Raw genomic sequence first — 26,160 nt, forward strand, 5'->3', positions numbered from 1 at the left:
CGCCAAAACGATCCTTATCCATCGTCGGTAAAACATCCCACAAGGCTACTGGCTGGCGGTTTCCATCACCGGGCGGACGCCGCTTAATTCGCTGACCAGCTCGTTGATCCCGTCGCTCATGTTATTGAAACGCGTCAATGACGAGCGGGTTACCACCACGAAGGCGCCGACGTTAGCCTGCGGGTTCATCGCCATATAGGTGATAAAACCGCCGCCGCCGCCGGTTTTCTGAATGATGCCCGGCTGGCCGTTCTTCGGCTTCATGTAGACCCAGCCGAGGCCCAGCGCATCGGCTTTGCCCGGCACGTCCATCCCGATCACCCTCGTCAGCTGGCTGCGTTGATAGATCAGCGTCTGCATCCGGTCCGCCTGCTGCCCGCGGGTGAAGAAATCGGAAGAGAGGAACTGCTGCATCCAGCGCATCATATCGCCAGGCGTGGAGTAAACGCCGCCGCTGCCGATGGCCGCCAGGGTATTGTTGCACGGGCTGGCCCCTTTCTCCGGGATCATCAGGCGTCGGCACTGATCGGGAGACGGCGTAAAGGTCGTGTCTTTCATCCCCAGCGGGCGGGTGATCTGCTCTTCAAACAGCTGCGGATAAGGCTTGCCCGCGGCGGTAGAGAGCGCATCGGCCAGTAAATCGAACGCCAGATTGGAATAGGCGGCCTGCGAACCCGGCGCGGTTTTTAACGTCGCCGTGGTGAGCCAGTTCCAGCGCTGCTGGCGCGTCGGCCAGACGAACACCGGCCGGTGCGCCGCGCCGCCGGGCTGTTCGCGCGGCAGGGCGCTGGTATGGGTCGCCAGATTCACCAGCGTGATGGGCGCTCCCTGATATGTCGGCACCCGCGCGCCCGGCGGGGCGTATTTGCTCAGCGGATCGTTGAGCTTAACGACGCCCTGATCGAGAAGTTTGACCAGCATTTCGCTGGTCATCAGCTTGCTCAGGGAGGCGATGCGGATCACCGAATCGAGCTGCGGGTGCTCATTATTGCCCGGGCGCGTTTCGCCGAAGCTGCGAAATACGCGCTGGTTACCATCGATAACCACTAGCGCCATACCGGTCGCGCCGCTGCCGTAGTAGATATGGTTAGCGTAACGGTCGACAACATCGGCGGCGAATTCCGGGTCGACGCTCGGCTGCGCGGCCTGCGCCGATGTCAACGACGCCGCGCACAGCGCAGCAAAAATGAGCAGACTACGTTTCAACGGGGACATCCATCATGGTGAAGAAAAATATAGAGCGTATTTATACTACGAAGCGCCGCCGAGCAAAGCGCTAATAACGCCATTCTGTGCGGAAAAACGTAACCTGGCGTAAAAAAACCTTTTTTAAGCTTTCGGATAGCGGCTTTCGCCCGCGGGCGCGTATGATGATCGTTTTGGCTTAAGATGGGTGGCAAGAGACGATGGCGGCGAAACGGGTAGTGATGGTAGTGGATATGCAAAACGGCGTTTTCGCGACGCCGCGTATTGAGCGCGAGCGCTGCGCGGCGCAAATCAACCGCCTGATAGACGCCGCGGATACCGTTGTCTTCATCCAGCACTGCGAAGAGGGCGGTCTGGAGGAGGGGAGCGAAGGTTTTGCATTGCTGCCCGAACTGCACCAACCCGCTGGCGCGCTGTTTGTGACCAAGACCGCCTGCGACGCCTTTTACCGCACCCGCCTGGAAGCGGTGCTGCGCGAGCATCACATCACGGAGTTTGTGATTTGCGGCTGCGCCACCGACTACTGCGTAGATACCACCATCAAAAACGGCGCCAGCCGGGGCTATGCGATTACCGTCGCTGAAGATGCCCATACTACCGCCAACCGCCCGGCGGCGCAGGCCGTCACGCTGATCGCCCACTACAACGAAGTGTGGCGTACGCTGACCGTTCCGGGCAATCCTTTACAGGTGAAATCGACAGAAACAATTCTGAACGGATGGTCGGCGAACTAAGCCGCTGATATCCGGTCTCATCATCCGCCCACTTTGCTTCGCTGCGACGGCTTTGCGGCGGGCGTTTTTGTGGTACACAGCACAGCAAAATGAAAAAGAAGTTAGCAGGAGAGCATGATGTTTAAATCCTTTTTCCCCAAACCGGGGCCGTTTTTTATTTCTGCCTTTATCTGGTCGCTGCTGGCGGTGATCTTTTGGCAGGCGGGCGGCGGCGACTGGCTGCTGCGGGCCACCGGCGCATCCCAGGATGTGGCGATTAGCGCGGCGCGCTTTTGGTCGCTTAACTATCTGGTGTTCTACGCCTTTTATGTGTTCTGCGTGGGCGTTTTCGCCCTCTTTTGGTTTATCTACAGCCCCCACCGCTGGCAGTACTGGTCGATCCTCGGTACCTCGCTGATTATTTTCGTCACCTGGTTTCTGGTGGAGGTCGGGGTGGCGATCAACGCCTGGTACGCCCCGTTCTACGATCTTATTCAGGCCGCGCTGGCGACGCCGCATAAGGTCAGCATTAACCAGTTTTATCATGAGATTGGCATCTTTCTCGGCATCGCGCTTATCGCGGTGATTATCGGGGTGATGAACAACTTCTTCGTCAGCCACTACGTTTTCCGCTGGCGTACCGCCATGAACGAACACTATATGGCGCACTGGCAGCATCTGCGCCATATCGAAGGCGCCGCGCAGCGTGTGCAGGAAGATACCATGCGCTTTGCTTCCACCCTGGAGAGCATGGGCGTCAGCTTCCTTAACGCGGTGATGACGCTTATCGCCTTCCTGCCGGTGCTGGTGACGCTCTCCGCGCACGTCCCGGATTTACCGATTGTCGGCCATCTGCCTTACGGCCTGGTGATTGCCGCGATCGTCTGGTCGTTAATGGGCACCGGCCTGCTGGCGGTGGTGGGAATCAAGCTGCCCGGGCTGGAATTTAAAAACCAGCGCGTCGAGGCCGCCTATCGTAAAGAGCTGGTGTACGGCGAGGATGACGCCAGCCGCGCGACGCCGCCGACGGTGCGTGAGCTCTTTGGCGCCGTGCGCCGCAACTATTTCCGCCTCTATTTCCACTACATGTATTTCAATATCGCCCGTATTCTTTATCTTCAGGTCGATAACGTTTTCGGTTTGTTCCTGCTGTTTCCGTCGATTGTTGCCGGTACGATTACGCTGGGCCTGATGACTCAGATAACCAACGTCTTTGGCCAGGTTCGCGGTTCGTTCCAGTATCTGATTAGCTCCTGGACTACGCTGGTTGAGCTGATGTCCATCTACAAACGTCTGCGCAGCTTTGAACGCGAACTGGATGGCAAAGAGCTGCTGGAAGTGACCCAAACATTAAGTTAACCATTGCAAGGAAGAAATATGGCCGTAGCATCATCTCGTTTTGTTTCGCTCACCCTGACGCTAGTGGCCGGGTTGGTTCTCAGCGCCTGTTCCAGCAAGCCGGAGCCGGTGCTGAAGGAGGGCGAAAAGCCGATTGATGTTGCCGCGGTGGTGCGGCAGAAAATGCCCGCCAGCGTCAAAGATCGCGAGGCCTGGGCGCAGGCCATCGCCAAAACCTTCGCCAGCCAGAAGTTGGCGCCGACGGAAGAGAATGTCTGTTCGGTGCTGGCGGTGGCGCAGCAGGAGTCCAACTATCAGTCGGACCCGGCGGTGCCCGGGCTAAAAAAAATCGCCTGGCAGGAGATAGACCGCCGGGCGGAGAAAATGCATATCCCGGTTTTTCTGGTGCATACCGCGCTGAAAATCAAGTCGCCCAACGGCAAAAGCTATAGCGAACGCCTGGACAGCGTGAAAACCGAAAAGCAGCTGAGCGCGATTTTCGATGATTTTATCGGTATGGTGCCGATGGGGCAGAAGCTGTTCGGCTCCCTGAACCCGGTGCATACCGGCGGCCCGATGCAGGTCAGCATCGCCTTCGCCGAGCAGCATACCGACGGCTATCCGTGGAAAATCGACGGTACCGTGCGCCAGGAGGTGTTCAGCCTGCGCGGCGGTCTGTGGTTTGGCACTTATCATCTGTTGAACTATCCGGCGAACTACAGCGTGCCGCTGTACCGTTTTGCCGATTTCAACGCCGGATGGTACGCCAGCCGCAACGCCGCGTTCCAGAATGCGGTCTCCAGGGCGACCGGCGTGAAGCTGGCGCTGGATGGCGACTTAATTCGTTACGATAGCGACGAGGCCGGAACCACCGAACTGGCGGTGCGCCGGTTATCCTCACAGCTGGCGATGAGCGATGACGATATCCATCGTCAGTTGAAAAAGGGCGATACCCTGGCGTTTGAAGAGAGCGAACTCTATAAAAAAGTGTTTCGTATTGCCGATAAAAAAGCCGGTAAAACGCTACCGCGGGAAGTGCTGCCGGGCATTCAGCTAGAGAGCCCGAAAATTACCCGTAATCTGACGACCGCCTGGTTTGCTAAACGCGTTGATGACCGGCGGGCCAGCTGTATGGCGCGCCGTTAGCGGCGGCTGCGCCAGCGGAAAATCAGCCCTGGTATACCAATTAATACGCAGCCTGCCAGGAAGGGAATCAGCCCGAAGAGAGTACCGACCGTCAGGCTAATCTCGACCCGCGGGCGGCTGCTGTCCTGCATTTGAATCAGATGCTCAAAAACCCCCGGCGCGTGGATCAGCATACTCAGCATTTGCGCACCGGCCCAGAAGCAAAACAGCACAAACAGAGCGTAAGCGATGTTGCTGCTGGTGATAGAGCCCCTCTTTTTGCCGCCGTTGACGGTCTTTGCAAAGGTGAACTCTGCCATATTGACCTCCATACTTCACCTGCCTGCCGTTTTTTCCACGGCTACATAGAGGTTTATTCTGGCAACGAAGGGGGGATTTCAGTATCGGATTGCTGGTAATTTCCGCCCAGGAATATTCCTGATTTCATCGGGTTGTGAGTTTGCTACAAATTTGTGAAATTTAGACCGATATCGCAATGTGCGACAATTCTCAACGTGGCTACAGACCCGCGGTGGCGGCTATGCGAAGATGCTTTTTTTGTTGTCGGAGTGGTTATGAAGCTCACTGAAAAAATCCGCCGCGATTGGCACTACTACGCGGTTGCGCTGGGGTTAATTTTTATTATGAATGGCGTGGTCGGGCTGCTTGGCTATGAAACTGAAGGCTGGCGTTCTTACGCGGTTGGGCTAGTGACGTGGGTGATTAGCTTCTGGATCGCCGGGTTTATTATTCGCCGCCGCCCGGCAGAGGAAGCGTAAAGCGGAGGCGGTGAAGCCTTTTCCCGGCTAAGCGCAGCGCGAGCCGGGAAAAGGCCGGGCTGATACATCAATCCCGGCACACTCCCCGGGTCGCGGCGTAAACGCCTTACCCGGGCTACCGCCGGCAGATGGCGGTGAACCCGTTACCGGGATTAATTCATCGATGTTTTCAGCGCGCGATCGGCGGCGTGTCGCTCCAGCGCCAGCTCAATCAGGCGGCTAATCAGGCTGGTGTAGTCCAGACCGCTGGCCTGCCACAGCTTCGGATACATGCTGATGTTGGTGAAACCCGGTAGGGTGTTGATTTCGTTAATCACCACGTCGTTCTCGGCGGTCAGGAAGACATCGACGCGCGCCATGCCGCTGCAGCCGAGGGTCTGATAGGCGCGAACGGCGATCTGGCGAATTTTATCGTTGACGTCGCTGTCGATGGCCGCCGGAACCACCACCTTCGCCCCCTGATCGTCAATGTACTTGGTGTCGTAGGCGTAGAATTCGCTGTTGAGGACGATTTCGCCGCAGGTGCTGGCCTGCGGATTATCATTGCCCAGCACCGCACACTCGATCTCGCGCCCTTTAATCCCCTGTTCAACCACCACTTTATGGTCAAATTCGAAGGCAAGGGCGACCGCCTGCTGATACTGCTCTTCGCTGTTGACCTTGCTGACGCCCACCGAGGAGCCCTGGTTCGCCGGTTTGACGAACAGCGGCAGGCCCAGCTTCGCCTGCACCTCGGCAAAACTCATCTGATTCCGGTTGGCGCGGGTCAGGGTAATAAAAGGCGCAATCGACAGCCCGGCATCGCGCAGCAGACGTTTGGTGACGTCTTTGTCCATGCAGGCGGCGGAGCCAAGAACGTCGGAACCGACGAAGGGCAGGTTGGCCATCCGCAGCATGCCCTGCAGAGAACCATCCTCCCCAAGGGTGCCGTGAACAATCGGGAAGATCACGTCAATGGCCGCCAGCGGCTGGCCGCTATCGGCGTTAATCAACTGCTGCGCTTCGCGTCCGGGAATTTGCGCCAGCGTAATATCGGATGGGCGCAGGGCAATATGGGCGGGGTCCTGCGGATTGAGCAGATAGTTGCTGGCGTCGTTGATATGCCATTGCCCCTGCTTATCAATCCCCAGCAAAACTACGTCGAAGCGCGTTTTATCGATCGCTTCCACGATATTTTTCGCTGACTGTAGCGACACTTCATGTTCTGCCGACTTACCGCCGAAAACGATCCCAACCCTCATCTTAGCCATTTCAACTTCCATCATGATTACATCAAAGGGCATAACATAGCATGTGAAACAGCCGCCTGGCTGCCATAATATTCACCGGGTAAAGCATTGGGAGGCAGCGCGTGAAAGGAAAAGGGCTTATCGTTCTGTTGGCGCTGCTGGCGGCCGGATATTACGGCTATCGTTATCTTCCCGCGCACTATAATCCGCTGGCGCCGCTGCGCCTGGAGGATCCGCCGGGGTTCATCACTCACTATAAGCTGCGGCGATTGACCCCCGCGCAGTGCGCCGGCCTGCTGAAAAAAGCGAATCAGCGAAATCTCATCACCAGCCAGCCGGTGGCCGATAGCGGGGGAGAGTGCCCTCTGCAAAACGTGGTTCGGGTACGCGATTTTGGCGCGGTAAAGCTCAGCAGCAGCTTCCTCGCCAGCTGCCCGCTGGCGTTGAGCAGCGCGCTGTATCTGCAACAGCAGGCGAAACCGCTGACCCGCCGGATGCTGGGGCAGGAGCTCCGCCAGGTTGACCATTTTGGCAGCTATGCCTGCCGCAATATTTACCATCGCCAGAACGCGCGGCGCAGCGAACATGCTACCGCGGAGGCGCTGGATATCAGCGGCTTTCGTTTGGCCGATGGCCGCCGCATCAGCGTGCTGAAAGGGTGGCCCGATGCGCAGTATCACCCCTGGCTGCAGGCGTTACTGACCGGCGGCTGCGGCTATTACGGTAACGCTTTAGGGCCGGACTACAACGCGGCCCACGCCAACCATTTTCACCTCGGCATGCGCGGCCAGGGATTCTGTTTCTGAGCATATCTCGCTGTCTTGTACGCTTTTCACCACGAAATTGTTCGTCATAACGGAATCACATGTCATAAAACACCAAACTCTCTGCCAGCGCACCTCTGGTAGAACGTCGGATGAGGGAAATTGCTAAGCTAGATAATAATTGTCGAAAAACTAATGAATACGCGTAGTTATGGAATCCTGGAAGGTTAATCTTATCTCCGTCTGGTTTGGCTGTTTTTTTACCGGACTGGCTATCAGCCAAATTCTCCCCTTTTTGCCGCTGTACGTTTCCCAACTGGGCGTGACCTCGCATGAAGCGTTATCCATGTGGTCGGGGCTGACCTTTAGCGTCACTTTTCTGGTGTCGGCGATCGTCTCGCCGATGTGGGGGAGCCTCGCCGACCGCAAAGGGCGCAAGCTGATGCTGCTGCGCGCCTCGCTCGGCATGGCTATCGCCATTTTACTCCAGGCCTTCGCCACCAACGTCTGGCAGCTGTTTATCCTGCGCGCGGTGATGGGGCTGACTTCCGGCTATATTCCTAACGCCATGGCGCTGGTGGCGTCTCAGGTTCCGCGCGAGCGTAGCGGCTGGGCGCTGAGCACGCTGTCGACGGCGCAGATCAGCGGCGTGATTGGCGGGCCGCTGCTCGGCGGTTTCCTGGCTGACCATGTCGGTTTGCGCGCCGTATTTATCATCACCGCGATTTTGCTCACCGTAAGCTTCCTGGTGACGCTGTTTCTGATTAAAGAGGGCGCCCGCCCGCAGGTTAGCAAGGCGGAGCGGCTGAGCGGTAAGGCGGTGTTTGCCTCGCTGCCCTATCCGGGGCTGGTGATCAGCCTGTTTTTCACCACCCTGGTGATTCAGCTCTGCAACGGCTCAATCGGCCCGATTCTGGCCCTGTTTATCAAGTCGATGGCGCCGGATAGTAATAACATCGCCTTTCTCGCGGGGATGATTGCCGCCGTGCCGGGCGTGTCGGCGCTGATTTCGGCGCCCCGTCTGGGGAAATTGGGTGACAGAATCGGCACCTCGCGAATTCTGCTGGCGACGTTGTGCTGCGCGGTGGTGATGTTCTTTGCCATGTCGTTCGTTACGACCCCATTCCAGCTTGGCGTCCTGCGCTTTCTGCTCGGTTTTGCCGATGGGGCGATGCTGCCGGCGGTGCAAACGCTTCTGCTGAAGTACTGCAGCGACAGCGTCACCGGGCGTATTTTCGGTTATAACCAGTCGTTTATGTATCTCGGCAACGTGGCCGGGCCGCTGATCGGCGCGTCGGTCTCGGCCATGGCCGGTTTCCGCTGGGTGTTTATCGCCACGGCGATTATTGTGCTGATCAATATCTGGCAGCTGGCCATCATGCTGCGCCGCAGCCGCCGTACCGCGGCTTAATCCCTTCTTCTTCTGCCTGGCCGGTATTTGCGTCACAGCGTCAATGCCGGCCTTTGTATTCCTTAATCTTCAAATGTATCACCGATCACAAAACGATCATTTTCCCTTCTCACCCTCTTCTATTCGTAACTGTTACGCGTATACAGTTACGCGTAACAGTTATTGAAAAAGAGGTTTTATGCGAAATTTATTCGATTTGTCAGGGAAACGCGCGCTGATCACCGGCTCTGCTCAGGGGATAGGCCATCTGCTGGCCGGCGGCCTCGCCGAGTACGGCGCGGAGATAGTCATTAACGACCGGACGCAGGAAAGAGCAGACCAGGCGGCGCAGGCGCTGGTGGCGCAGGGCTTTCGCGCGGTAGGGTACGCCTTTGACGTCACCCAGGCGGCGCAGGTCGAGCAGACGATAGCCCGCATCGAAGAGGAGGTCGGCGCAATTGATATTTTAATTAATAACGCCGGGATCCAGCGGCGTTTCCCTTTTACCGAGTTTCCGGAGGAGGAGTGGGACAACGTTATTGAGGTCAACCAGAAGGGCGTTTTTCTGGTATCGCAGCAGGTGGCGAAATATATGATGGGCCGCCGCGCGGGAAAAATAATTAATATTTGTTCGATGCAGAGCGAACTGGGACGTAAAACAATTACGCCTTATGCGGCCTCAAAAGGGGCGGTTAAAATGCTTACCCGCGGCATGTGCGTTGAGCTGGCCGAATATAATATTCAGGTTAACGGTATCGCGCCGGGATATTTTGCCACCGAGATGACGACCGCCCTGGTCAACGATGAGGCGTTTTCCGCCTGGCTGTATCAGCGCACGCCGGCGGCGCGTTGGGGAAAACCGGAAGAGCTGATTGGCGCCGCGGTGTATCTGGCCTCGTCGGCGGCAAACTTTGTTAACGGTCATTTGCTGTTTGTGGACGGCGGAATGCTCGCCGCTGTCTGAATCATTTCACGTCCTTCGGGCGGCAGCGTGCCCGCGCTGCCAGAAGGACGGCGTATTTAACTCGTGTGAAGATATTGATATCTGAGGATGGCTTATGCATATGCTCGCGAAATTACCCGCGCGTCGCTGGTGGTATTTAATGCCGATTATATTTATTACCTATAGTCTGGCCTACCTTGACCGCGCGAATTATGGTTTTGCCGCTGCGGCGGGAATTGAAAGCGATTTGGGTATTACCAAAGGAACGGCGTCGCTGATTGGCGCATTATTTTTTCTCGGTTATTTCTTTTTCCAGGTTCCCGGTGCGATATATGCGGTAAAACGCAGCGTGCGGAAAATGATTTTCTGCAGCCTTATTTTATGGGGATTCTGCGCGGCGGCCACCGGATTCGTCAGCAATATTCCGATGCTGATGGCGATTCGCTTTACGCTTGGCGTGGTGGAGGCGGCGGTGATGCCGGCGATGCTGATTTATATCAGCAACTGGTTTACTAAAACCGAGCGTTCACGCGCTAATACTTTTCTGATCCTCGGGAACCCGGTGACGGTGCTGTGGATGTCTATCGTTTCCGGCTATCTGATTCAGGCGTGGGGCTGGCGCGAAATGTTCATCATTGAAGGCATTCCGGCGGTGCTGTGGGCGGTATGCTGGTGGATACTGGTGCGCGATAAACCGTCCGAGGTTTCCTGGCTGAACGAGCAGGAAAAAGAGACCCTGCAGAAGGTGATGGACAGCGAGCAGAGCCATATCAAGCCGGTGCGCAACTACGGTGAAGCGCTGCGCTCGCGCAATGTGATTATGCTCTGCGCCGTACACGCGCTGTGGAGCATCGGCGTCTACGGTTTCATGATGTGGATGCCGTCGATTCTGAAAAACGCCGCGCAGATGGATATCGTGGCGGTGGGCTGGCTGGCGGCGGTGCCGTACCTGGCGGCGATTATCCTGATGCTGACGGTCTCCTGGCTGTCGGATAAGTTCCAGAATCGTAAGCTGTTTATCTGGCCGCTATTGCTGATTGCCGCTATCGCCTTCTTTGGCTCGTGGATGGTGGGCAACCAGGCGTTCTGGTTATCCTATGCGCTGCTGGTTATTGCCGCGGCCTGCATGTATGCGCCCTACGGGCCGTTCTTCGCGCTTATTCCTGAACTGCTGCCGCGCAACGTTTCCGGCGTATCGATGGGGTTAATCAACAGCTTCGGCGCGCTCGGCGCTTTCCTTGGCGCGTGGCTGGTGGGGTATCTGAACGGGATTACCGGCGGGCCGGGGGTATCCTATACCTTTATGGCCGTCGCGCTGTTATCGTCCGTCGTGCTGATGTTCAACGTGCGCGCTAACCCGCAATCTTCTTCCCCGGCGGTGGCAAAAAGGGTTGTCGGCTAACATAAACCGCCGCTGCTGTGGTAAGGTTCTCTGCGAGCACATAAGTCGTTTGTCGTAGAGAACCTGATGAAAAACAACCGGATGACATTGCAGGATATCGCTAATCTGGCGGGGTTGAATAAAATGACGGTCAGCCGTTATTTACGCGACCCCGGCCAGGTTTCTGAGCGCAGCCGCGAGCTGATTTCAAAGGTCATGGAAGAGAACAATTATATCCCCAACCGCGCCCCGGAAATCCTGCTTAACGCCCGCAGCAAAACGATTGGCGTGCTTATTCCCTCCTTCCGCAACCAGATTTTTGCCGATGTGCTGGCCGGCATCGAGTCGGTGACCTCCGCGCACCAGTACCAGACCCTGATTGCCAACTATGAATATGACCCGCAGCGCGAAGAGCGCGAAGTGCTCAACCTGCTCTCTTACAACATCGACGGGCTGATTTTGACCGGCAAGCAGCACAGCGATCGCATGGTGCAGTACGTGCGCGCCAGCGGTATTCCCGTCGCTGAACTGATGGACTTTGGCGGTCAGCAGCTGGATATCCAGGTGGGCTTCGATAACGAGAAGGCGGCGTGGGACATGACCCACGCTTTCCTTGAGAGCGGCAAACGGGCGATCGCCTTTTTTGGCTCCATGGACGATCCCCGCGATTTAAGCCGTTTTCACGGCACTGAACTGGCGCTGGCGGAGCACGGTCTGAAGGCGTATCACATGGCGCCGAAGACGATCTCCTCGGTTGCGCTGGGTCGGCAGATGTTCCTGCAGATGCAGCAGTCGCGCCCGGATATTGACGCCATTTTTTGTACCAACGACGACCTGGCGGTGGGCGTGCTGCTCGAGTGCCAGGCGCAGGGGAAAGCCGTCCCCCAGGAGATGGCCATTGCCGGTTTTCACGGCCTCGAAATTGGCCGGGCGCGGCTACAAAAAATAGCCAGCGTCATTACCCCACGTTATGACATCGGTAAAACCGCGAGCGAAATACTTATTGCGCGCCTGGCCGGTAAAGACGCGCCGGACAGCGTTAATCTGGCCTACCAGATATATTATGGCGATACGTTATAGTTATCGATAGAATAGCGATATTCCGTTTTATTCTTATTTGTTAATTTTGGTTATGACGCTTATTAATCCCTCGTTGAGTAAACTCCTGGAGGGATTGACAATGAGCAAAACGTTTCGCTTGTTATTCATTGACGTGTCGATCCTTTTTAAAAAATAATGGTGGAAACCGACGGCTAATCTATGACATAAATAGCAGACTACGGACCTCGCATAAGGATAAAGCGCTGTGAAGAATCTCATTGCTGAGCTACTGGTTAAACTCGCCCAAAAGGAAGAAGAATCGAAGGAACTGACGGCGCAGGTGGAGGCGCTGGAAGTGGTGGTGACTGCTCTGCTACGCCACATGGAGCAGGGCGCCCAGCAGGCGCTAATCAGCGATATTGAGCAGGCCATCGACGAGGCCAGCCCCGGCCCGCTGGTCGACGACCGCGATACCCAGCTATTGCAGCAATATATAAAGAAGCTGTTACGGCATCCTCGTAGTTAGTTTTGTGACAAGGTATGGATGCTGTCATTTTACTGTCACATCGCTTTTATACAGTCTCCCTCGTTTTGTTTTTTAAAGTATTTTTTACATGGAGACGATAAAAGTGAAATTAAGCGCCTTGTTTATTGCCCTGATACCTCTGTTGGGCTCCCCGATTATTCACGCTGAAACAACAACCGCACCGGTTCTGGAAAATCGTGCCGCGCAGGGCGATATCACCACGCCGGGCGGAGCGCGTCGTTTAAGCGGCGACCAGACCGAGGCGCTGCGCGCTTCGTTAATCAATAAACCGGCTAAAAATATTATTTTGCTGATTGGCGACGGAATGGGCGATTCTGAAATTACCGCCGCGCGAAATTATGCAGAAGGGGCGGGTGGCTTCTTTAAAGGGATTGACGCGCTGCCGCTGACCGGCCAGTACACCCACTATTCGCTGGATAAGAAAACCGGCAAGCCGGATTATGTGACTGACTCCGCCGCTTCCGCTACGGCCTGGACCACCGGCGTGAAAAGCTACAACGGCGCGCTGGGCGTGGACATCCATGAAAAAGATCATCAGACCATCCTTGAGCTGGCGAAAGCGGCGGGTTTAGCTACCGGTAACGTCTCGACGGCGGAACTGCAGGACGCCACGCCGGCTGCGCTGGTGGCGCACGTCACTTCGCGTAAATGCTACGGTCCGAGCGTAACCAGTGAAAAATGCGCCAGCAACGCGCTGGAAAAAGGCGGTAGGGGTTCCATTACCGAACAGTTGCTGAACGCGCGTCCGGACGTGACGCTGGGCGGCGGAGCGAAAACCTTCGCTGAAACCGCGACGGCCGGCGAATGGCAGGGCAAAACGTTGCACGATCAGGCGGTGGCCCGCGGCTACCAGATCGTCACTGACGTCAGCTCGCTGGCCGCCATTAGCCAGGCCAATCAGGACAAACCGCTGCTCGGTCTCTTCGCGGAAGGCAATATGCCGGTACGTTGGGAAGGCCCAAAAGCGTCTTATCACGGCAATATCGATAAGCCGGCGGTAACCTGTACGCCGAACCCGAAACGTGACGCATCGGTGCCGACGCTGGCGCAGATGACCGAAAAAGCCATCGATCTGCTGAGCAGCAGTGAGAAGGGCTTCTTCCTGCAGGTGGAAGGCGCTTCTATCGATAAACAGGATCACGCGGCGAATCCGTGCGGTCAGATTGGCGAAACCGTCGATCTGGATGAAGCGGTACAGAAGGCGCTGGAGTTTGCCAAAAAAGAGGGCAATACCCTGGTTATCGTCACCGCTGACCACGCTCACGCCAGCCAGATTATCCCGGCGGATACCAAAGCCCCAGGCCTGACGCAGGCGCTGAATACCAAAGACGGCGCGGTGATGGTCATGAGCTATGGCAACTCTGAAGAAACCTCGATGGAGCATACCGGCACCCAGCTGCGCATTGCCGCCTACGGCCCGCACGCGGCCAACGTGGTGGGGCTAACCGATCAGACCGACCTGTTCTATACCATGAAGGCCGCACTTAATCTGAAATAACCTGACGCCGGTGACGAATTTTCGTTACCGGCTGGTTTTTTCCCCATCAGCGACCAGACTTACAGAGATCCACTCATAGAGGATGGTGCGATGAAAATAACATTACTTGTGACCCTACTTTTTGGCCTGGTATTTATGACAGCGGTGAGTGCCGCGGAAAAAGAGTTAACCCCCCAGCAGCAAAAGATGAGCGTGTGTAATAAAGAAGCGTCGTCGAAGTCGCTGAAAGGGGATGAGCGTAAAACGTTTATGAGTAGCTGCCTGAAGAAAGATGGCGCCGCGCAGGACGGTATGGGGCTAACGCCTCAGCAGCAGAAGATGCGCGAGTGCAACGCTCAGGCGACCCAGCAGTCTCTGAAAGGAGACGATCGCAGCAAATTTATGAGCGCCTGCCTGAAAAAACAGGTGTAAGAAATAATCGGGTGAGGGAAACCTCACCCGCTATTCGCTATTTCAATCAGGAACGGCTGAGCTTCTCTGATTTTTCCATGCATTTCACCATCGCTTCGATGACGGCCGAGCGGAAGCCTTTCTCTTCCAGCACGCGCACGGCTTCGATCGTGGTGCCGCCCGGCGAGCACACCATATCCTTCAGCGCGCCCGGATGCTCTCCGCTCTCGAGCACCATTTTAGCTGAACCCATCACCGCCTGGGCCGCGAATTTATAGGCCTGAGCGCGCGGCATTCCGCCAAGCACGGCGGCGTCCGCCATCGCTTCGATAAACATAAAAACGTAGGCCGGCGCGGAGCCGCTGACGCCAACCACCGGGTGAATCATTGGCTCGGCAATGATTTCCGCCTGGCCAAAGCAGCGGAAAATGGTCAGGATTTCTGCGGTTTCTTCGGCGCTCACCAGCGCGTTCGGCGTGACCGACGTCATCCCCGCGTTGACCAGCGAAGGCGTGTTGGGCATCGCGCGGACTATTTTGCGATCGTGACCCAGGGCGCGCGCCAGCTGATCGAGCGTCACGCCTGCGGCGATAGAAACCACCAGCGAGTCTTTATTCAGGCTGGAGGCGATGTCGCTGAGGACTTTCACCATCACGCCCGGCTTCACGGCGCCAAAAACGATATCCGCCACCTGGGCCACTTCCTGCGCGCTTTGCGCCGCATTAATGCCGTACTGGTCGTGCAGGGCCGCCACTTTATCCGGCGACGGGGTGTAGACCCAGATTTGACCCGGCTGAACCTGTCCGCTGGCGATCAGGCCGCCCAGAATGGCCTTGCCCATATTGCCGCAGCCGATAAAGCCGATTTTCTTCTCCATCACCAATCCCCTTTGCTTGTTTTATCGTTAGCTACATAGCTTATCATCTTGTTGCTTTCGCGGAAGGCAAAAGCAGGTGACAATACGGCCTCTCTTTTTGGTCGACAGGAGCCGCAATGGCTATTTGGGTTGATGCGGACGCGTGTCCGAACGTCATTAAAGATATTTTGTTCCGCGCCGCCGAGCGCACGCAAATCTCGCTGACGCTGGTCGCTAACCAGCCGCTGCGCGTCCCGCCGTCGCGCTTTATCCGCACGCTGCGCGTGGCGCAGGGGTTTGACGTGGCGGATAACGAAATCGTTCGTTTATGCGAGCCGGGAGATTTGGTGATTACCGCCGATATTCCGCTGGCGGCGGAAGTGCTGGAGAAAGGCGGGGCGGCGCTGAATCCGCGTGGAGAACGCTACAGCGAGGCGACTATTCGCGAGCGGCTGACGATGCGCGATTTTATGGAAACGATGCGGGCCAGCGGCGTGCAGACCGGCGGCCCGGATAGCTTATCCCAGCGCGATCGCCAGCAGTTTGCCGCCGCGCTGGAGAAATGGCTGTTAGAGGTCAAACGCCCGCAGGCTTAAACCCAGCTGTCGTCGTCGCTGCCAAAATCATCGTTGCCGAAACCGGCGTCAAAGTCGGAGTCATAGTCGTTGTTGTCGGCAAGGAACTGCCCGTCATCCTGGCGGAAGGTATCGTCAGCGACGCTGCTGTCCTGCGCCTGGCTGAGATCCGGCTGCGGTTTATCTTCGATAATATTGACGATCTCCTGCGGATGCGAGCCGCTAAACATATTGGTCAACATATTGCCCAACACTACGCCGCCCGCGACGCCTGCCGCCGTTTGCAGCGCGCCGGCCATAAAGCCGCCGCTGCTGCGCGAGACCTGAGGCGCGTAGTTCTGCTGTTGCGCCTGCGGGGCGTACTGAGGCTGGGCGCCGGCCTGTGGTCGGCCATACTGCTCTGCGCCAGGAATCGGGTCGGAGCCGCGAGACTGCCCGCCGCCAAACAGGCCGGAGAGAAATCCGCCGCTGCTCGGCTTCGCGGCCTGAAGCTGAGTGACCTGGCTTTCCAGCGCCTGAATACGGTCGTTAAGCTGTTTGATTGCCGCTTCCTGAATCAAAATCGTCTGCGCCATATAGTAAGGGGCGAACGGCTGCTCTTTGATGTGCCCGGCAATCCGCTCCTCAGCGCTGGCATCGCGCGATGCGCTGCGGCTCTCGGCCTCTTTTAACCGGGAAAACAGTCCATCGATAAGGCGTTGCTCTTCAGATTGCATACTACATACCTCTGTCATACTGATTGATTAGCCTCAGATTCGCTCCGAAGCACTCGTCTTGTAAATATGCGGCAGCGTAAAGCTGTGCAGAAATGTGTTACTGTTTACGCCAGACTGCGAACAAAAAATAACTTTTGTACAAAAGTAAAGCTGGCATAACACCAAATGCAATGATAAGTTTACATGTAAAGTCCTTTCTAATACTAAGGTAAAAGGGTTTGCAGATGGTGTGTAACGTTTATTTTACGGTTAACGTCAGGTAAGTTTGCGGTGCCATTGTTTCTCTTTTCGCTTTCATTTATCCGCGGTACGCGGAACCAAGGGGTCTTCGGTAATGACACAGCTAATATTTCTTGTCGGGCCTCGCGGCTGCGGTAAAACGACCGTCGGTCACGCGCTGGCGAAAGTTCGCAGCTTTAAGTTCGCCGACACGGACCATGAGCTGCAGGAGCATGAGCAGCGCACGGTAGCGGCGATCGTCCAGCAGGAGGGCTGGGAACGCTTTCGTGCTCTGGAAACGCAGGCGTTAGAAAGAGTCGCGCAACCCGCAACCATCATCGCCACCGGCGGCGGCATTATACTCAGCGAATATAACCGTCAGTTTATGCGGGAAAATGGTGTCGTGATCTATCTTGAGGCTTCGGTTTCCGCGCTGATTGACCGTCTTGAAGCCTATCCGAAGGCTGAACAGCGCCCGACGCTGACCGGCAAGCCCATCCGCGAGGAAGTGGGGGAGGTGCTGGCGCAGAGGGAAGCGCTATATCGCGCGGCCGCGCATCATATTATTAACGCCACCGCGTCGCCGGATGAGGTCGTGGAACAGATTATGACGACCGTCTGCGGTGTGAGCTATACCAGTTAAGACTTTGCCTGGGGAAAACGGATCGGCAGCGCCTATACTTTAAAGCTCTTAAGGTAAAAAAAGGAAACGCTATGCCGACCAGACCTCCATATCCAAGGGAAGCGCGTGTTGTCGCCGTTGAAAAAGGCCCGCAGGGCCAAACGGTCACCTGGTATGAACTGCGCGCTGACCATCCGACGCCAAACTCCCTCATCAGTGAACACCCTACTGAACAGGAAGCGTTGGACGCCAAACGGCGCTACGAAGATCCTGACAAGTCTTAATTCCCCCATTCATGTCCGGGATTGGCTCTGAAAAGATCGCTACCGGACATGCATCACATTTTTAATTTATTAACCGTACTAATGATTACCTAAGGTACGGATTTTCTGGTGCGTTTTTGACGCTTCTGGAATCTTTACATTCCACAATAGCCGTAACCTGCTACGCTTCTCGACGGTTGCTTTTGGTCACCAGGGGGCAGAAGTCGTCAATAGAAGCCTGTTTTGAAACAGCGGTTGTGAAAAGGTACATGATATGAGTAGTGCATCGATGGCAATTTTGACCATTGGGGTAGTACCGGTGGCGGAGATGTTACCGCTTTTAACTGAACATATCAGGGAAGAACAGATCGACCACATTAGCCTGTTAGGTAAAATGGCGCGCGAAGAGGTGATGCGGGACTACGGCATTGAGCCCGGCGATGAGATGCTATTGACCTTACTTAACGACAATGAAATCGCGCAGGTCTCGCGGCAGAAGGTTGAACGTGTTTTACGTAGCGTCATTGCGATGCTCGATAAACAAGATTACGACCTGATATTACTCATGAGTACCCATCCCTTTCGTGGATTTACGGCGAATAATGCGATCCTGCTTGAGCCGCAAAGGATTATCCCGCCGCTGGTTGCCTCGATTGTCGACGGTCATCAGGTGGGGGTCATTGTGCCGGTTGAAGAGATTTTGCCGATGCAGCGGGATAAATGGCAGGTGTTAGAAAACACACCGCTGTATGCCATCTCCAACCCGGTTAGCGGTAGTAAAGAGAATTTACTGTCTGCGGGCAGGGAGCTGATTGAGCAAGGCGCGGATGTACTGATGTTGGATTGTCTTTGCTACCACCAGCAGCATCGCGACATATTACAAAAGGCGCTGGATATCCCGGTTCTGTTGTCAAATGTGCTGGTTTCGCGACTGGCGGCAGAACTATTAGTTTAACCTGATGTAACACGTTAATTTTACGTGACAGGGGCAAGGAGCGCCCCCTATATTGTGCCTTCAACACAAGATCATAAGGGCGAGTTTATGCTTCAAAGCAATGAATACTTTGACGGAAAAGTAAAATCTATCGGCTTCACCAGCAGCAGCACCGGCCGTGCGAGCGTGGGCGTGATGGCGGAAGGGGAATATACCTTTGGCACCGCGCAGCCAGAAGAGATGACCGTAGTCAGCGGCGCGCTGAACGTACTTCTGCCGGGGGAAACCGAGTGGAAAGTCTACGCCGCCGGGGAAGTATTCAACGTACCGGGGAATAGCGAGTTTCATTTGCAGGTGGCTGAGCCGACGTCTTATCTTTGCCGCTACCTGTAACGTCAGCTTCCTTCCTGCGCTGGCAGGAAGGAATTCACCACCCGATTAGCGCTGCGCTTCGCCGCCTAACCCTTCCACCAGATTCTGTATCAGCGCGGCCAGTTCGCCGGTCATCAGAATAAAGTCCGCGTCAAAACGCTGAGCGAAATCTTCCCGGTCGATATCTTCATTCTGGTCCCGCAGTTCGTCGCAGAACTTCAGGCGTTTAATCGAACCATCATCGCACATCAGGAACTGAATGCGCTGCTGCCAGTCGAGCGCCAGCTTGGTCACGACCTTACCGGCTTCAATGTGTACGGCGATCTCGTCGCTGACCAGATCCTGTTTTTTCGCGCGGATCACGCCGCCGTCTTCCAGCATCGCTTTTAGCTCAGCTTCGTCCAGCAGCTGGAAGCCCTGAGCAACGGTACCGGAGCGCACCCACTCGGTGAGCGTCAGTTCGATCGGGGTTTCCAGCGCTAGCGGGACTACCGGCAGCGAGCCGAGGGTTTTACGCAGCAGCGCCAGGGTATCTTCCGCTTTTTTGGCGCTCGCGCAGTCCACCATGATCAGTCCGTTGACGGTATCGATCCACATCATGGTCTGGCTGAAGCGGCTGAAGGCGCGCGGCAGCAAAGAGTGCAGGACTTCATCTTTCAGCGAATCTTTTTCGGTCTTTTTCAGCTTGCGGCCCTGCTCGGCTTCCAGCTTGAAGATCTTTGCTTCCAGCGCCTGTTTGATCACCGGAGACGGCAGGATCTTCTCTTCTTTACGCGCGCAGATAACGATCTGGCCGTTTGACGTATGCGTCAACGCGTCGCTGTGCGATCCCATCGGCGGTACCCAACCGGTTTTGGCCATATCCTGGCTGCCGCAAGGGGTAAAGGTCAGCTCGGCCAGCTGTTTTTCCATCTCCTCGGCGCGCAGGGAAATGTCGCGGCTGAGACGATAAACCATTAAATTTTTGAACCACAGCATGATAATTTCCACGGCTTAGTCGTTAAATCCAGCGGGCATGATAGCGAATTGTCGCTATGCTTGCATTGTTAATCGGGGGAGGAATTCACAGTGCGCATTGGCATTGATTTAGGCGGAACCAAAACGGAAGTCATCGCGCTGAGCGACCAGGGAGAGCAGCTATTTCGTCATCGCCTGCCTACGCCGGGGGGCGATTATCGCCAGACGATAGAGACGATTGCCTCGCTGGTAGAGATGGCCGAGCAGGCCACCGGGCAGAGCGGCACGGTCGGCATCGGCATCCCCGGGTCGATTTCGCCCTATACCGGCGTGGTCAAAAACGCTAACTCAACCTGGCTTAACGGTCAGCCGTTTGATAAAGATCTGAGCCAGCGTCTGCAACGGGAAGTGCGTCTGGCCAACGATGCCAACTGCCTCGCGGTGTCGGAAGCGGTAGACGGCGCGGCGGCCGGGGCGCAAACGGTATTTGCGGTGATTATCGGCACCGGCTGCGGTTCAGGGGTGGCGCTCAACGGTCGCGCCCATATTGGCGGCAACGGTACGGCGGGTGAGTGGGGGCATAATCCGCTGCCGTGGATGGATGAAGATGAACTACGCTATCGCGCTGAAGTGCCGTGCTACTGCGGCAAGCAGGGCTGCATTGAAACCTTTATCTCCGGCACCGGCTTTGCGACCGATTACCGTCGGTTGAGCGGGCATCCGCTGAAAGGCAGCGAGATTATGCAGCGCGTCGGCGAGCGGGATCCTGTGGCGGAACTGGCGCTGAGCCGCTATGAGACGCGGCTGGCGAAGTCGTTGGCGCACGTGATTAACATCCTCGACCCGGACGTTATTGTGTTTGGCGGGGGAATGAGCAACGTTGACCGACTGTATCAGACGGTGCCGAATCTGCTGAAACCGTGGGTCTTTGGCGGCGAATGCGAGACGCCGATTCGCAAAGCGGCGCATGGCGATTCCAGCGGCGTACGCGGCGCCGCCTGGTTATGGCCGCTGTAATCATCAACCCGCTGCGCGGCCTCAACGGCGCAGCGGGTTACCGCTCCGGGATCTCCTCAAGAGCAGAGTAAATCGCCAGCCCTCGTTTTTTGCCTTCCTCAATATCCAGGTCCGCTCCCCGGGATTCGCCCGGCATGCGCAAAATAGCGTCGCAGCGGCTAATTAAACGGTGAGCGACGGGGTAGAGATACTCTTCGCTAATCGCATCGCCAATTGTTTTGGAGCCCGCCGCTTTAGCGACGGGTAACGCCAGCCATTCGCCGACCACGGGAATATGCCCTTTCTGGTAAACGCGTAGCGCAACCTGGGCCATATTGTGCAGATTAGCCTCGATAAGTTCCGCGCGATTGTTGGTGCCGCTGCGTACCGGGCCGGCGATCAAAATAAGTAAACTTTGCATATTTATGACCTTCTTGATGCGTGAATGGGAATGCTATTGAAGGCTTCCTTCCCGTTGTCCGTTCCGTCATAGACTATTTTTATGCATGAATTTGCACGAAAGCAAATGAAAACGGCCTTTGCTAAGCTGATAGATAAAATATCATGCATGTTCGTGCATGATCAAGATCAATCGTGAATGGGATGGCAATGAGTACTGCGCCGGGCCGTTGGAAGCGCGTCATTTCTCAGGGTGCGGCGATCTCTCCCCGCGGGGAGAGATCTTCAGGGAAGGAGTGGAGGGGGAGAATTACTCAACGGCGAAAGCTTTATCGAGGCGGCTATAGCCCAGCCCGTTGATTTTTTTAACTTTAATTTGCACAGGGATGCGCTCTTTCATCGCTTCGACGTGGCTGATGACGCCGATAATTTTGCCGCTGGCGTTAAGCGCGTCCAGCGCGTCCAGCGCGGTATCCAGGGTTTCGCTGTCCAGCGTGCCGAAACCCTCGTCGAGAAACAGCGAGTCTATCCGCGTTTTATGGCTGACCAGGTCGGAGAGCGCCAGCGCCAGGGCCAGGCTGACGAGGAAGCTCTCGCCGCCGGAAAGGGTCCGTGTATCGCGCACCGCGTCCGCCTGCCAGGTATCGACCACCTCCAGCTCCAGCGCATCGCTGGCTTTGCGTTGCAGCAGATAGCGGCCGTGCAGGCGGTTAAGCTGGTGGTTGGCCAGCCATACCAGGTTATCCAGCGTCAGGCCTTGCGCAAACTTACGGAATTTGTCGCCCTCTCGGGAGCCGATAAGCGAGTTCAGCCACCCCCAGTCTTCCACTTCCTGGGCCGCGCGTTCCATCTGCAGGCGTAACAACTGCTGGCGCTGCTGGTTTTCGGCATTCTGCTTCAGCTGCTGGCGAATCTCTCCCTGGCGGGCGCTGTTTTCCCGCAGCAGCGAGGTCAGCTGCTGAAGCTTTTCTTGTAGCTGTTCAGGTGGCTGGCCGATGTCCGCGTCCGCCGGCGGCTGCTGGCTATGGTTCACCAGCGCCTCGCGGGCCCGCAGCGCCAGCGCCTGATTCTGCTGGAGCGCGTTTTCCAGCGTCTGCTTCAGGCGTTCAAGGCGCTGGCGCGTCTCTTCATCAAGCAGCGCGGCGAGAAACGCCTGCCGATCGGCGAACGGGCTGGCGGCCAGCGCCGCGCTGAACTGCGCTTCGCTCTCTTTCAGCTGTGCCTGCTGCTGGCTCTCCTGCTGCCCCAGGGTTTGCCACTGGCTCTGGAGCGCGAGGCAGTCGTCATGCACCTGGCGCCAGCTGTCCAGCGGCGCGGGTTCCGCCGCTAAGTCCGTTTCCGGCAAAGCCTCCAGTAGCGGAGCCAGCTGTTGGATCTGTTCCTGCAGGGCGAGCCGTTCATTCTGTTTGGCCTGCCAGCCGCGGGTCTCTTCTTCCCGCTGCGCCAGCCAGCCGGCGGCCTGCCCGACAGCCGGTAAGTCCAGCGCAAATGCGCTCAGCTCCGCCGCCAGCGCAGCGCTGCGCTGCTGTTGTTCCCGCTGTAGCTGCTGGAGCTGCTGCTGGCACTCCTGCTGCTGAGCCTGCCAGGCCAGACGCTGCTGATGCTGATACAGCCGCTGTTCATGCTCCTGCTGCGCGTTTAGCCAGCCCGGAATATCATCCTTTGGCGTCAGGTCAATATTTAATCCGGCGATGGTCTCCTGCCAGCGTGATGTAAGCGCTTGCTCCTGCTGCAGAAGCGATGCTTTCTCGGCGGCCTCTTTTTGCTGCTGCTTGATCAGAGCGTCAAGCTCGCCGCGCGCCAGCGCTCCGGCCTCCGCCAGCTGCTTAACTTCGCGCTCCAGCGCATCGCGCCGCGCCTGGTTTACGCCGGGAACCAGCGCCTGATATTCGGCGACGGCCGGATGCTGCGCGGAACCGCAAAGCGGGCAGGGGGAGCCGGGCTGCAGGCGAGCACGTTCGGTCTCAAGACCGGCAATACGGGCTTCCATTTCGCAGAGGGCTTTCACATCGCTGAACTGCTGATGCTTTTCTTTATAGGCCTGACGGCGCTGAGCCAGCGTGGCTTCCAGCCGCTCCTGCTCCTGCTTACTGGCCTGCCCGGCGGCATCAAGCTGCAATAGCCGCTGAGCCAGCGGCTGCAGCTGACCATGCAGCGCAGCGAGCTGCTGACGCAGAGCGCGGGCCGCAGCGTGCTGCGCGAGCCCGGCGCTAACCTGTTCGGCATCCAGCGTCAGCCCGGCGGGCGGCAGTTCGCCTAGCCTGCGGTGGGTTTCCGCCAGGCGCAGTTGTACCGCGGATTGCTGCTGCGTATCGCGAGCCTGCTGCTGGAAAGCGGCACGCCAGCCGGCCAGCGCGTTGCCCCACAGCTGAAAGCGGTCATGCTCTTTAAGCCATACGGACAGCGTTTGCTGACGGCTGTGAAGTTGCTCATACTGCTGCCGGGCGGCGAGGCGAATACCCGCCCGCAGCCGCAATCGGTCATGTAAGCGAGTATTTACTTCTTCTCTCTGGCGGCGGGTTTGCGCCAGCGCGGCGGTTTGCTCCAGCTGACGCGTCCACTGCGGGCGCAAGCGCTCCGCGGGCTGCGCATTCAGCAGCGCGCTAAGCTGCGGCTGGGCCTGCTCCAGCGCAGATTGCGCTTCGCGTAGCGCGGTTTGAGCCCGCAGATCTTCTGCCGTCAGCTCTTCACGGCGTATCTGCCACTGACGGGCGTTTTGCAACCGGGTTTGTTCGCTAACCTGCTGTTTTTCTTCGCAAGTAAGCGCTTGCAAACTTTGCTGGAGCGCCTGCTGTTGCTCCTCGCTCAGCAGCAGGACGCCGGAGGCCTGCGCCTGGATTTTTTCCAGCTCGACGCGGGCCTGCTTATGTTTTTCAAAGACCTGGGCGGAAATCTGGCCGTAAATTTCGGTCCCGGTGAGCTCTTCCAGCAGCTCGGCGCGCTCCTTCGGTTTGGCGTTGAGGAAGGCGGCGAACTGCCCCTGCGACAGCAGCATTGAGCGGGTGAAGCGGCCATAGTCCAGGCCGGTGAGCGAGGCGGTCAGTTCCAGCTTATCTTTGACCTTATCGGCGAGGATTTTGCCGTCCTCGCAGCGCGCCAGCTCGACGCGCGGAACCTGTAAATTGCCGTCCGGCTGGTTTCGCGCCCGGTTCTGGCTCCAGAAGGCGCGGTAGGCGATGCCTTTGACTTCGAACTCCACTTCCGCCAGACATTCGGCGGTGTCGCGGGTCATCAGATCGTTTTGCGATTGCGACACGCTGCTCAGGCGCGGCGTTTCGTGATAAAGCGCGAGGCAGATAGCGTCCAGCAGGGTGGTCTTGCCGGCGCCGGTTGGCCCGGTAATCGCGAACAATCCGTTGCTGGCAAAGGGCTCAGCGGAGAAATCGATTTTCCATTCGCCTTTGAGTGAGTTGAGGTTTTTCAGGCGTAAGCTGAGAATTTTCACAGGCGATCCTCACCGTTGAGACTATGCAGTGTTTCATTAAAGAGCTGTTCCAGGCGCTGCTGCTGCGCCTCTTCCAGGGTTTCCAGCGCCAGACGGCGGGCGAAAACGTCCTCCACCTGCAGTTCGCTAAGGGTGACTCGCTGAACGCCCGCCAGAATGCGATCGCGCTGGCTGCGGCTGCGGCGCACCAGCAGCACTTCTACCGGCAGCGTTTCGGTCTGGGCCTGGATTTTCCGTTGGATATCATGCATATATTCATCGCTGGTGATTTCGATATCTAGCCATGCCGCGGGCTGCTGGTCGTTATTCTGCCATTGGTTCAACTGGGCGCTAACGCTGGCGAAATCGCCCTTTAAGACCGCCAGAGGTTGGGTGATGGGCACGATCAGCGGCGTGACGTCCGTCAGGCGGCCAGCGCTAAAGGTCACCAGATTGACGCTTTTGCTTTTCCCTGTTTCGTCAAAGCTCAGCGCAATCGGGGAGCCACTGTAGCGAATATGCTCGCAGCCGCCGACCACCTGCGCCCGGTGAATATGGCCGAGCGCGATATAGTCGGCGGGCGGAAAGCGGTTCGCCGGGAAGGCGTCGAGGGTACCGATATAAATTTCGCGAACTGCGTCGCTTTTGCTGGCGCCGACGGTGGTTAAATGGCCGCTGGCGATAATCGGCAGCGCCCGGTCGCCGCGCAGTTCGCAGGCCTGCTGGTACTGCTGCTGGTAGTAGTCGCTGATGGCGTTGAGCAACTGCTGCTGCTTCTCGCCGCTGGAGTGCCCGGCCTGGCTGGTCACCAGTTCACGCGGACGCAGGAACGGTACCGGGCAAAAAACCGCCCCCGGCGTACCGTCGCGCAGCGGCAGAATAAAGGGCGCGTGGCCGGCATTGGCCACCACCGTGGTTTTCAGGAACGCAAGAATGTCGCGCGACTCGTTTAGGGTGGCGACCGAATCGTGGTTTCCCGCCAGCACCACCAGCCGACAGCCGGTCTGCTGCAGCTGAACGACAAAGCGGTTATACAGCTCGCGCGCGTAGCTCGGTGGCGAGCCGGTATCAAAAATATCGCCCGCGACAATAATGGCGTCAACATCATGCTCCTGCGCGCTGGCCAGCAGCCAGTCGAGAAACGCCTGATGTTCGGCGGCGCGACTTTTGCTGTAAAAATTTTGCCCAAGATGCCAGTCAGAGGTGTGAAGGATGCGCATAGTTGTTCCATAGCGAAAAAGCGTAAGCGGCATTATATACCCGTCATACTTCAAGTTGCTTATGTGTTGGCTACGCGCGCTCACCTCAACCATCTGGTTACCTGTGCTTGTGGGGCTGACGCTAAGCCACGTGAATTATTGAGAGGATAACGCCGCTCTTCGGTGAGTTAAGTCCGTGTCACAATGCGAAATCCGCGTTCATCTGGCGGTCTTTTTTTTCATAAATCTGTCATAAATCTGACGCATAATGGCCGCGCACTTCT

General features: G+C 57.2%; 27 protein-coding genes. 18 read left to right on the top strand and 9 right to left on the bottom strand.

What is annotated here, in order from left to right; all coding sequences use genetic code 11:
* Nucleotides 1–45 precede the first annotated feature (45 nt).
* A complete protein-coding gene (ampH, locus tag KOSB73_RS08365) occupies nucleotides 46–1,206 on the bottom strand; it encodes a D-alanyl-D-alanine-carboxypeptidase/endopeptidase AmpH (protein WP_004132496.1) in 1,161 nt (386 codons plus the stop codon).
* Nucleotides 1,207–1,427: 221 nt separating this feature from the next.
* On the opposite strand from ampH, the gene KOSB73_RS08370 reads away from it, so the two are divergent.
* The 3 genes from KOSB73_RS08370 to KOSB73_RS08380 all read left to right on the top strand — a co-directional run bounded on the left by KOSB73_RS08370 (nucleotide 1,428) and on the right by KOSB73_RS08380 (nucleotide 4,403).
* Nucleotides 1,428–1,940 (top strand): cysteine hydrolase family protein, encoded by a 513-nt coding sequence (locus KOSB73_RS08370; RefSeq protein ID WP_165774997.1) that lies wholly within the window; start codon nucleotides 1,428–1,430, stop codon nucleotides 1,938–1,940.
* A 117-nt stretch (nucleotides 1,941–2,057) separates the two neighbouring features.
* Nucleotides 2,058–3,278, top strand: a complete 1,221-nt coding sequence (sbmA, locus tag KOSB73_RS08375) for a peptide antibiotic transporter SbmA (protein WP_004132492.1) — start codon at nucleotides 2,058–2,060, stop codon at nucleotides 3,276–3,278.
* Nucleotides 3,279–3,296: 18 nt separating this feature from the next.
* The gene (locus KOSB73_RS08380) at nucleotides 3,297–4,403 is read left to right on the top strand and encodes a DUF1615 domain-containing protein (RefSeq protein ID WP_098140383.1); all 1,107 of its coding nucleotides are present in this window, start codon (nucleotides 3,297–3,299) and stop codon (nucleotides 4,401–4,403) included.
* Here the strand turns inward: KOSB73_RS08380 and KOSB73_RS08385 are convergent.
* Nucleotides 4,400–4,702, bottom strand: coding sequence for a DUF2755 family protein (locus tag KOSB73_RS08385; RefSeq protein ID WP_004129576.1), 303 nt, complete (start codon nucleotides 4,700–4,702; stop codon nucleotides 4,400–4,402). The genes KOSB73_RS08380 and KOSB73_RS08385 overlap by 4 nt on opposite strands.
* A 255-nt stretch (nucleotides 4,703–4,957) precedes the next feature.
* Here KOSB73_RS08385 and KOSB73_RS08390 point away from each other — a divergent pair, with 255 nt between their 5' ends.
* Nucleotides 4,958–5,161, top strand: coding sequence for a DUF2754 family protein (locus tag KOSB73_RS08390; RefSeq protein ID WP_004132489.1), 204 nt, complete (start codon nucleotides 4,958–4,960; stop codon nucleotides 5,159–5,161).
* A 152-nt stretch (nucleotides 5,162–5,313) separates the two neighbouring features.
* Here KOSB73_RS08390 and ddlA read toward each other — a convergent pair whose 3' ends face one another.
* The gene (ddlA, locus tag KOSB73_RS08395) at nucleotides 5,314–6,411 is read right to left on the bottom strand and encodes a D-alanine--D-alanine ligase (RefSeq protein ID WP_004132487.1); all 1,098 of its coding nucleotides are present in this window, start codon (nucleotides 6,409–6,411) and stop codon (nucleotides 5,314–5,316) included.
* A gap of 101 nt (nucleotides 6,412–6,512) precedes the next feature.
* On the opposite strand from ddlA, the gene KOSB73_RS08400 reads away from it, so the two are divergent.
* From KOSB73_RS08400 to psiF, 8 genes are all read left to right on the top strand, one after another.
* On the top strand, nucleotides 6,513–7,196 hold the full coding sequence (locus KOSB73_RS08400; RefSeq protein ID WP_024359078.1) for an extensin-like domain-containing protein: 684 nt from the start codon (nucleotides 6,513–6,515) through the stop codon (nucleotides 7,194–7,196).
* 169 nt (nucleotides 7,197–7,365) lie between these two features.
* Nucleotides 7,366–8,565, top strand: a complete 1,200-nt coding sequence (locus KOSB73_RS08405) for a multidrug efflux MFS transporter (protein ID WP_004129587.1) — start codon at nucleotides 7,366–7,368, stop codon at nucleotides 8,563–8,565.
* 178 nt (nucleotides 8,566–8,743) lie between these two features.
* A complete protein-coding gene (gene idnO / locus KOSB73_RS08410; protein ID WP_024359077.1) occupies nucleotides 8,744–9,508 on the top strand; it encodes a gluconate 5-dehydrogenase in 765 nt (254 codons plus the stop codon).
* A 94-nt stretch (nucleotides 9,509–9,602) separates the two neighbouring features.
* Complete coding sequence (locus tag KOSB73_RS08415; RefSeq protein WP_049087362.1) at nucleotides 9,603–10,889, top strand: MFS transporter; 1,287 nt, start codon at nucleotides 9,603–9,605, stop codon at nucleotides 10,887–10,889.
* A 66-nt stretch (nucleotides 10,890–10,955) separates the two neighbouring features.
* Nucleotides 10,956–11,948 (top strand): DNA-binding transcriptional regulator IdnR, encoded by a 993-nt coding sequence (idnR, locus tag KOSB73_RS08420; protein WP_024359075.1) that lies wholly within the window; start codon nucleotides 10,956–10,958, stop codon nucleotides 11,946–11,948.
* A gap of 226 nt (nucleotides 11,949–12,174) precedes the next feature.
* Complete coding sequence (iraP, locus tag KOSB73_RS08425; RefSeq protein WP_004129608.1) at nucleotides 12,175–12,435, top strand: anti-adapter protein IraP; 261 nt, start codon at nucleotides 12,175–12,177, stop codon at nucleotides 12,433–12,435.
* An 88-nt stretch (nucleotides 12,436–12,523) separates the two neighbouring features.
* Entirely contained in the window at nucleotides 12,524–13,954 is a 1,431-nt protein-coding gene (gene phoA, locus KOSB73_RS08430; RefSeq protein WP_049088779.1) for an alkaline phosphatase, read from the top strand.
* Between the two features lie 90 nt (nucleotides 13,955–14,044).
* On the top strand, nucleotides 14,045–14,365 hold the full coding sequence (gene psiF / locus KOSB73_RS08435) for a phosphate starvation-inducible protein PsiF (RefSeq protein WP_098140384.1): 321 nt from the start codon (nucleotides 14,045–14,047) through the stop codon (nucleotides 14,363–14,365).
* Between the two features lie 46 nt (nucleotides 14,366–14,411).
* Here the strand turns inward: psiF and proC are convergent, their stop codons facing one another.
* Nucleotides 14,412–15,221, bottom strand: coding sequence for a pyrroline-5-carboxylate reductase (proC, locus tag KOSB73_RS08440; protein ID WP_004132477.1), 810 nt, complete (start codon nucleotides 15,219–15,221; stop codon nucleotides 14,412–14,414).
* Nucleotides 15,222–15,337: 116 nt separating this feature from the next.
* Here proC and KOSB73_RS08445 point away from each other — a divergent pair, with 116 nt between their 5' ends.
* Nucleotides 15,338–15,796, top strand: coding sequence for a YaiI/YqxD family protein (locus tag KOSB73_RS08445; protein WP_004132476.1), 459 nt, complete (start codon nucleotides 15,338–15,340; stop codon nucleotides 15,794–15,796).
* Here the strand turns inward: KOSB73_RS08445 and KOSB73_RS08450 are convergent.
* A complete protein-coding gene (locus tag KOSB73_RS08450) occupies nucleotides 15,793–16,491 on the bottom strand; it encodes a DUF2076 domain-containing protein (RefSeq protein ID WP_024359073.1) in 699 nt (232 codons plus the stop codon). The two genes, KOSB73_RS08445 and KOSB73_RS08450, sit on opposite strands and share 4 nt — an antisense overlap.
* Before the next feature lie 334 nt (nucleotides 16,492–16,825).
* Between KOSB73_RS08450 and aroL the strand changes: the two genes are divergently transcribed.
* From aroL to ppnP, 4 genes are all read left to right on the top strand, one after another.
* Nucleotides 16,826–17,353 carry a shikimate kinase AroL gene (gene aroL / locus KOSB73_RS08455; RefSeq protein WP_004132474.1) on the top strand — a complete coding sequence of 176 codons (528 nt, stop codon included), beginning with the start codon at nucleotides 16,826–16,828 and terminating at the stop codon, nucleotides 17,351–17,353.
* A 71-nt stretch (nucleotides 17,354–17,424) separates the two neighbouring features.
* Entirely contained in the window at nucleotides 17,425–17,616 is a 192-nt protein-coding gene (locus KOSB73_RS08460; protein WP_004129622.1) for a YaiA family protein, read from the top strand.
* 253 nt (nucleotides 17,617–17,869) lie between these two features.
* Nucleotides 17,870–18,550, top strand: coding sequence for an AroM family protein (locus tag KOSB73_RS08465; RefSeq protein WP_165774989.1), 681 nt, complete (start codon nucleotides 17,870–17,872; stop codon nucleotides 18,548–18,550).
* Between the two features lie 87 nt (nucleotides 18,551–18,637).
* Complete coding sequence (gene ppnP, locus KOSB73_RS08470) at nucleotides 18,638–18,922, top strand: pyrimidine/purine nucleoside phosphorylase (protein WP_002890284.1); 285 nt, start codon at nucleotides 18,638–18,640, stop codon at nucleotides 18,920–18,922.
* Nucleotides 18,923–18,967: 45 nt separating this feature from the next.
* Here ppnP and rdgC read toward each other — a convergent pair whose 3' ends face one another.
* Nucleotides 18,968–19,879 carry a recombination-associated protein RdgC gene (gene rdgC / locus KOSB73_RS08475; protein ID WP_004129627.1) on the bottom strand — a complete coding sequence of 304 codons (912 nt, stop codon included), beginning with the start codon at nucleotides 19,877–19,879 and terminating at the stop codon, nucleotides 18,968–18,970.
* Nucleotides 19,880–19,969: 90 nt separating this feature from the next.
* On the opposite strand from rdgC, the gene mak reads away from it, so the two are divergent.
* The gene (gene mak, locus KOSB73_RS08480; RefSeq protein WP_024359072.1) at nucleotides 19,970–20,875 is read left to right on the top strand and encodes a fructokinase; all 906 of its coding nucleotides are present in this window, start codon (nucleotides 19,970–19,972) and stop codon (nucleotides 20,873–20,875) included.
* Between the two features lie 37 nt (nucleotides 20,876–20,912).
* Here mak and KOSB73_RS08485 read toward each other — a convergent pair whose 3' ends face one another.
* The 3 genes from KOSB73_RS08485 to sbcD form a co-directional block, all read right to left on the bottom strand.
* Nucleotides 20,913–21,275, bottom strand: a complete 363-nt coding sequence (locus KOSB73_RS08485; protein WP_049087369.1) for an NUDIX hydrolase — start codon at nucleotides 21,273–21,275, stop codon at nucleotides 20,913–20,915.
* A 288-nt stretch (nucleotides 21,276–21,563) separates the two neighbouring features.
* Nucleotides 21,564–24,698 (bottom strand): exonuclease subunit SbcC, encoded by a 3,135-nt coding sequence (gene sbcC / locus KOSB73_RS08490; RefSeq protein ID WP_098140385.1) that lies wholly within the window; start codon nucleotides 24,696–24,698, stop codon nucleotides 21,564–21,566.
* Complete coding sequence (gene sbcD / locus KOSB73_RS08495; RefSeq protein WP_049087371.1) at nucleotides 24,695–25,897, bottom strand: exonuclease subunit SbcD; 1,203 nt, start codon at nucleotides 25,895–25,897, stop codon at nucleotides 24,695–24,697. Before sbcD ends, sbcC begins: the two co-directional genes overlap by 4 nt.
* Nucleotides 25,898–26,160 lie beyond the last annotated feature (263 nt).

The organism is Klebsiella grimontii (assembly GCF_900200035.1).
GTDB classification, from domain to species: domain Bacteria; phylum Pseudomonadota; class Gammaproteobacteria; order Enterobacterales; family Enterobacteriaceae; genus Klebsiella; species Klebsiella grimontii.

Bases quoted from the DNA above. Each gene is read 5' to 3' on its own strand.
- KOSB73_RS08450 (WP_024359073.1), bottom strand. From the start codon at position 16,491: ATGCAATCTGAAGAGCAACGCCTTATCGATGGACTGTTTTCCCGGTTA.
- KOSB73_RS08460 (WP_004129622.1), top strand. From the start codon at position 17,425: ATGCCGACCAGACCTCCATATCCAAGGGAAGCGCGTGTTGTCGCCGTT.
- sbmA (WP_004132492.1), top strand. From the start codon at position 2,058: ATGTTTAAATCCTTTTTCCCCAAACCGGGGCCGTTTTTTATTTCTGCC.
- KOSB73_RS08415 (WP_049087362.1), top strand. From the start codon at position 9,603: ATGCATATGCTCGCGAAATTACCCGCGCGTCGCTGGTGGTATTTAATG.
- KOSB73_RS08385 (WP_004129576.1), bottom strand. From the start codon at position 4,702: ATGGCAGAGTTCACCTTTGCAAAGACCGTCAACGGCGGCAAAAAGAGG.
- idnO (WP_024359077.1), top strand. From the start codon at position 8,744: ATGCGAAATTTATTCGATTTGTCAGGGAAACGCGCGCTGATCACCGGC.
- KOSB73_RS08380 (WP_098140383.1), top strand. From the start codon at position 3,297: ATGGCCGTAGCATCATCTCGTTTTGTTTCGCTCACCCTGACGCTAGTG.
- phoA (WP_049088779.1), top strand. From the start codon at position 12,524: ATGGAGACGATAAAAGTGAAATTAAGCGCCTTGTTTATTGCCCTGATA.
- KOSB73_RS08465 (WP_165774989.1), top strand. From the start codon at position 17,870: ATGAGTAGTGCATCGATGGCAATTTTGACCATTGGGGTAGTACCGGTG.
- aroL (WP_004132474.1), top strand. From the start codon at position 16,826: ATGACACAGCTAATATTTCTTGTCGGGCCTCGCGGCTGCGGTAAAACG.
- KOSB73_RS08485 (WP_049087369.1), bottom strand. From the start codon at position 21,275: ATGCAAAGTTTACTTATTTTGATCGCCGGCCCGGTACGCAGCGGCACC.
- psiF (WP_098140384.1), top strand. From the start codon at position 14,045: ATGAAAATAACATTACTTGTGACCCTACTTTTTGGCCTGGTATTTATG.
- KOSB73_RS08390 (WP_004132489.1), top strand. From the start codon at position 4,958: ATGAAGCTCACTGAAAAAATCCGCCGCGATTGGCACTACTACGCGGTT.
- rdgC (WP_004129627.1), bottom strand. From the start codon at position 19,879: ATGCTGTGGTTCAAAAATTTAATGGTTTATCGTCTCAGCCGCGACATT.
- ddlA (WP_004132487.1), bottom strand. From the start codon at position 6,411: ATGGCTAAGATGAGGGTTGGGATCGTTTTCGGCGGTAAGTCGGCAGAA.
- KOSB73_RS08370 (WP_165774997.1), top strand. From the start codon at position 1,428: ATGGTAGTGGATATGCAAAACGGCGTTTTCGCGACGCCGCGTATTGAG.
- proC (WP_004132477.1), bottom strand. From the start codon at position 15,221: ATGGAGAAGAAAATCGGCTTTATCGGCTGCGGCAATATGGGCAAGGCC.
- idnR (WP_024359075.1), top strand. From the start codon at position 10,956: ATGAAAAACAACCGGATGACATTGCAGGATATCGCTAATCTGGCGGGG.
- ppnP (WP_002890284.1), top strand. From the start codon at position 18,638: ATGCTTCAAAGCAATGAATACTTTGACGGAAAAGTAAAATCTATCGGC.
- KOSB73_RS08445 (WP_004132476.1), top strand. From the start codon at position 15,338: ATGGCTATTTGGGTTGATGCGGACGCGTGTCCGAACGTCATTAAAGAT.
- sbcD (WP_049087371.1), bottom strand. From the start codon at position 25,897: ATGCGCATCCTTCACACCTCTGACTGGCATCTTGGGCAAAATTTTTAC.
- KOSB73_RS08405 (WP_004129587.1), top strand. From the start codon at position 7,366: ATGGAATCCTGGAAGGTTAATCTTATCTCCGTCTGGTTTGGCTGTTTT.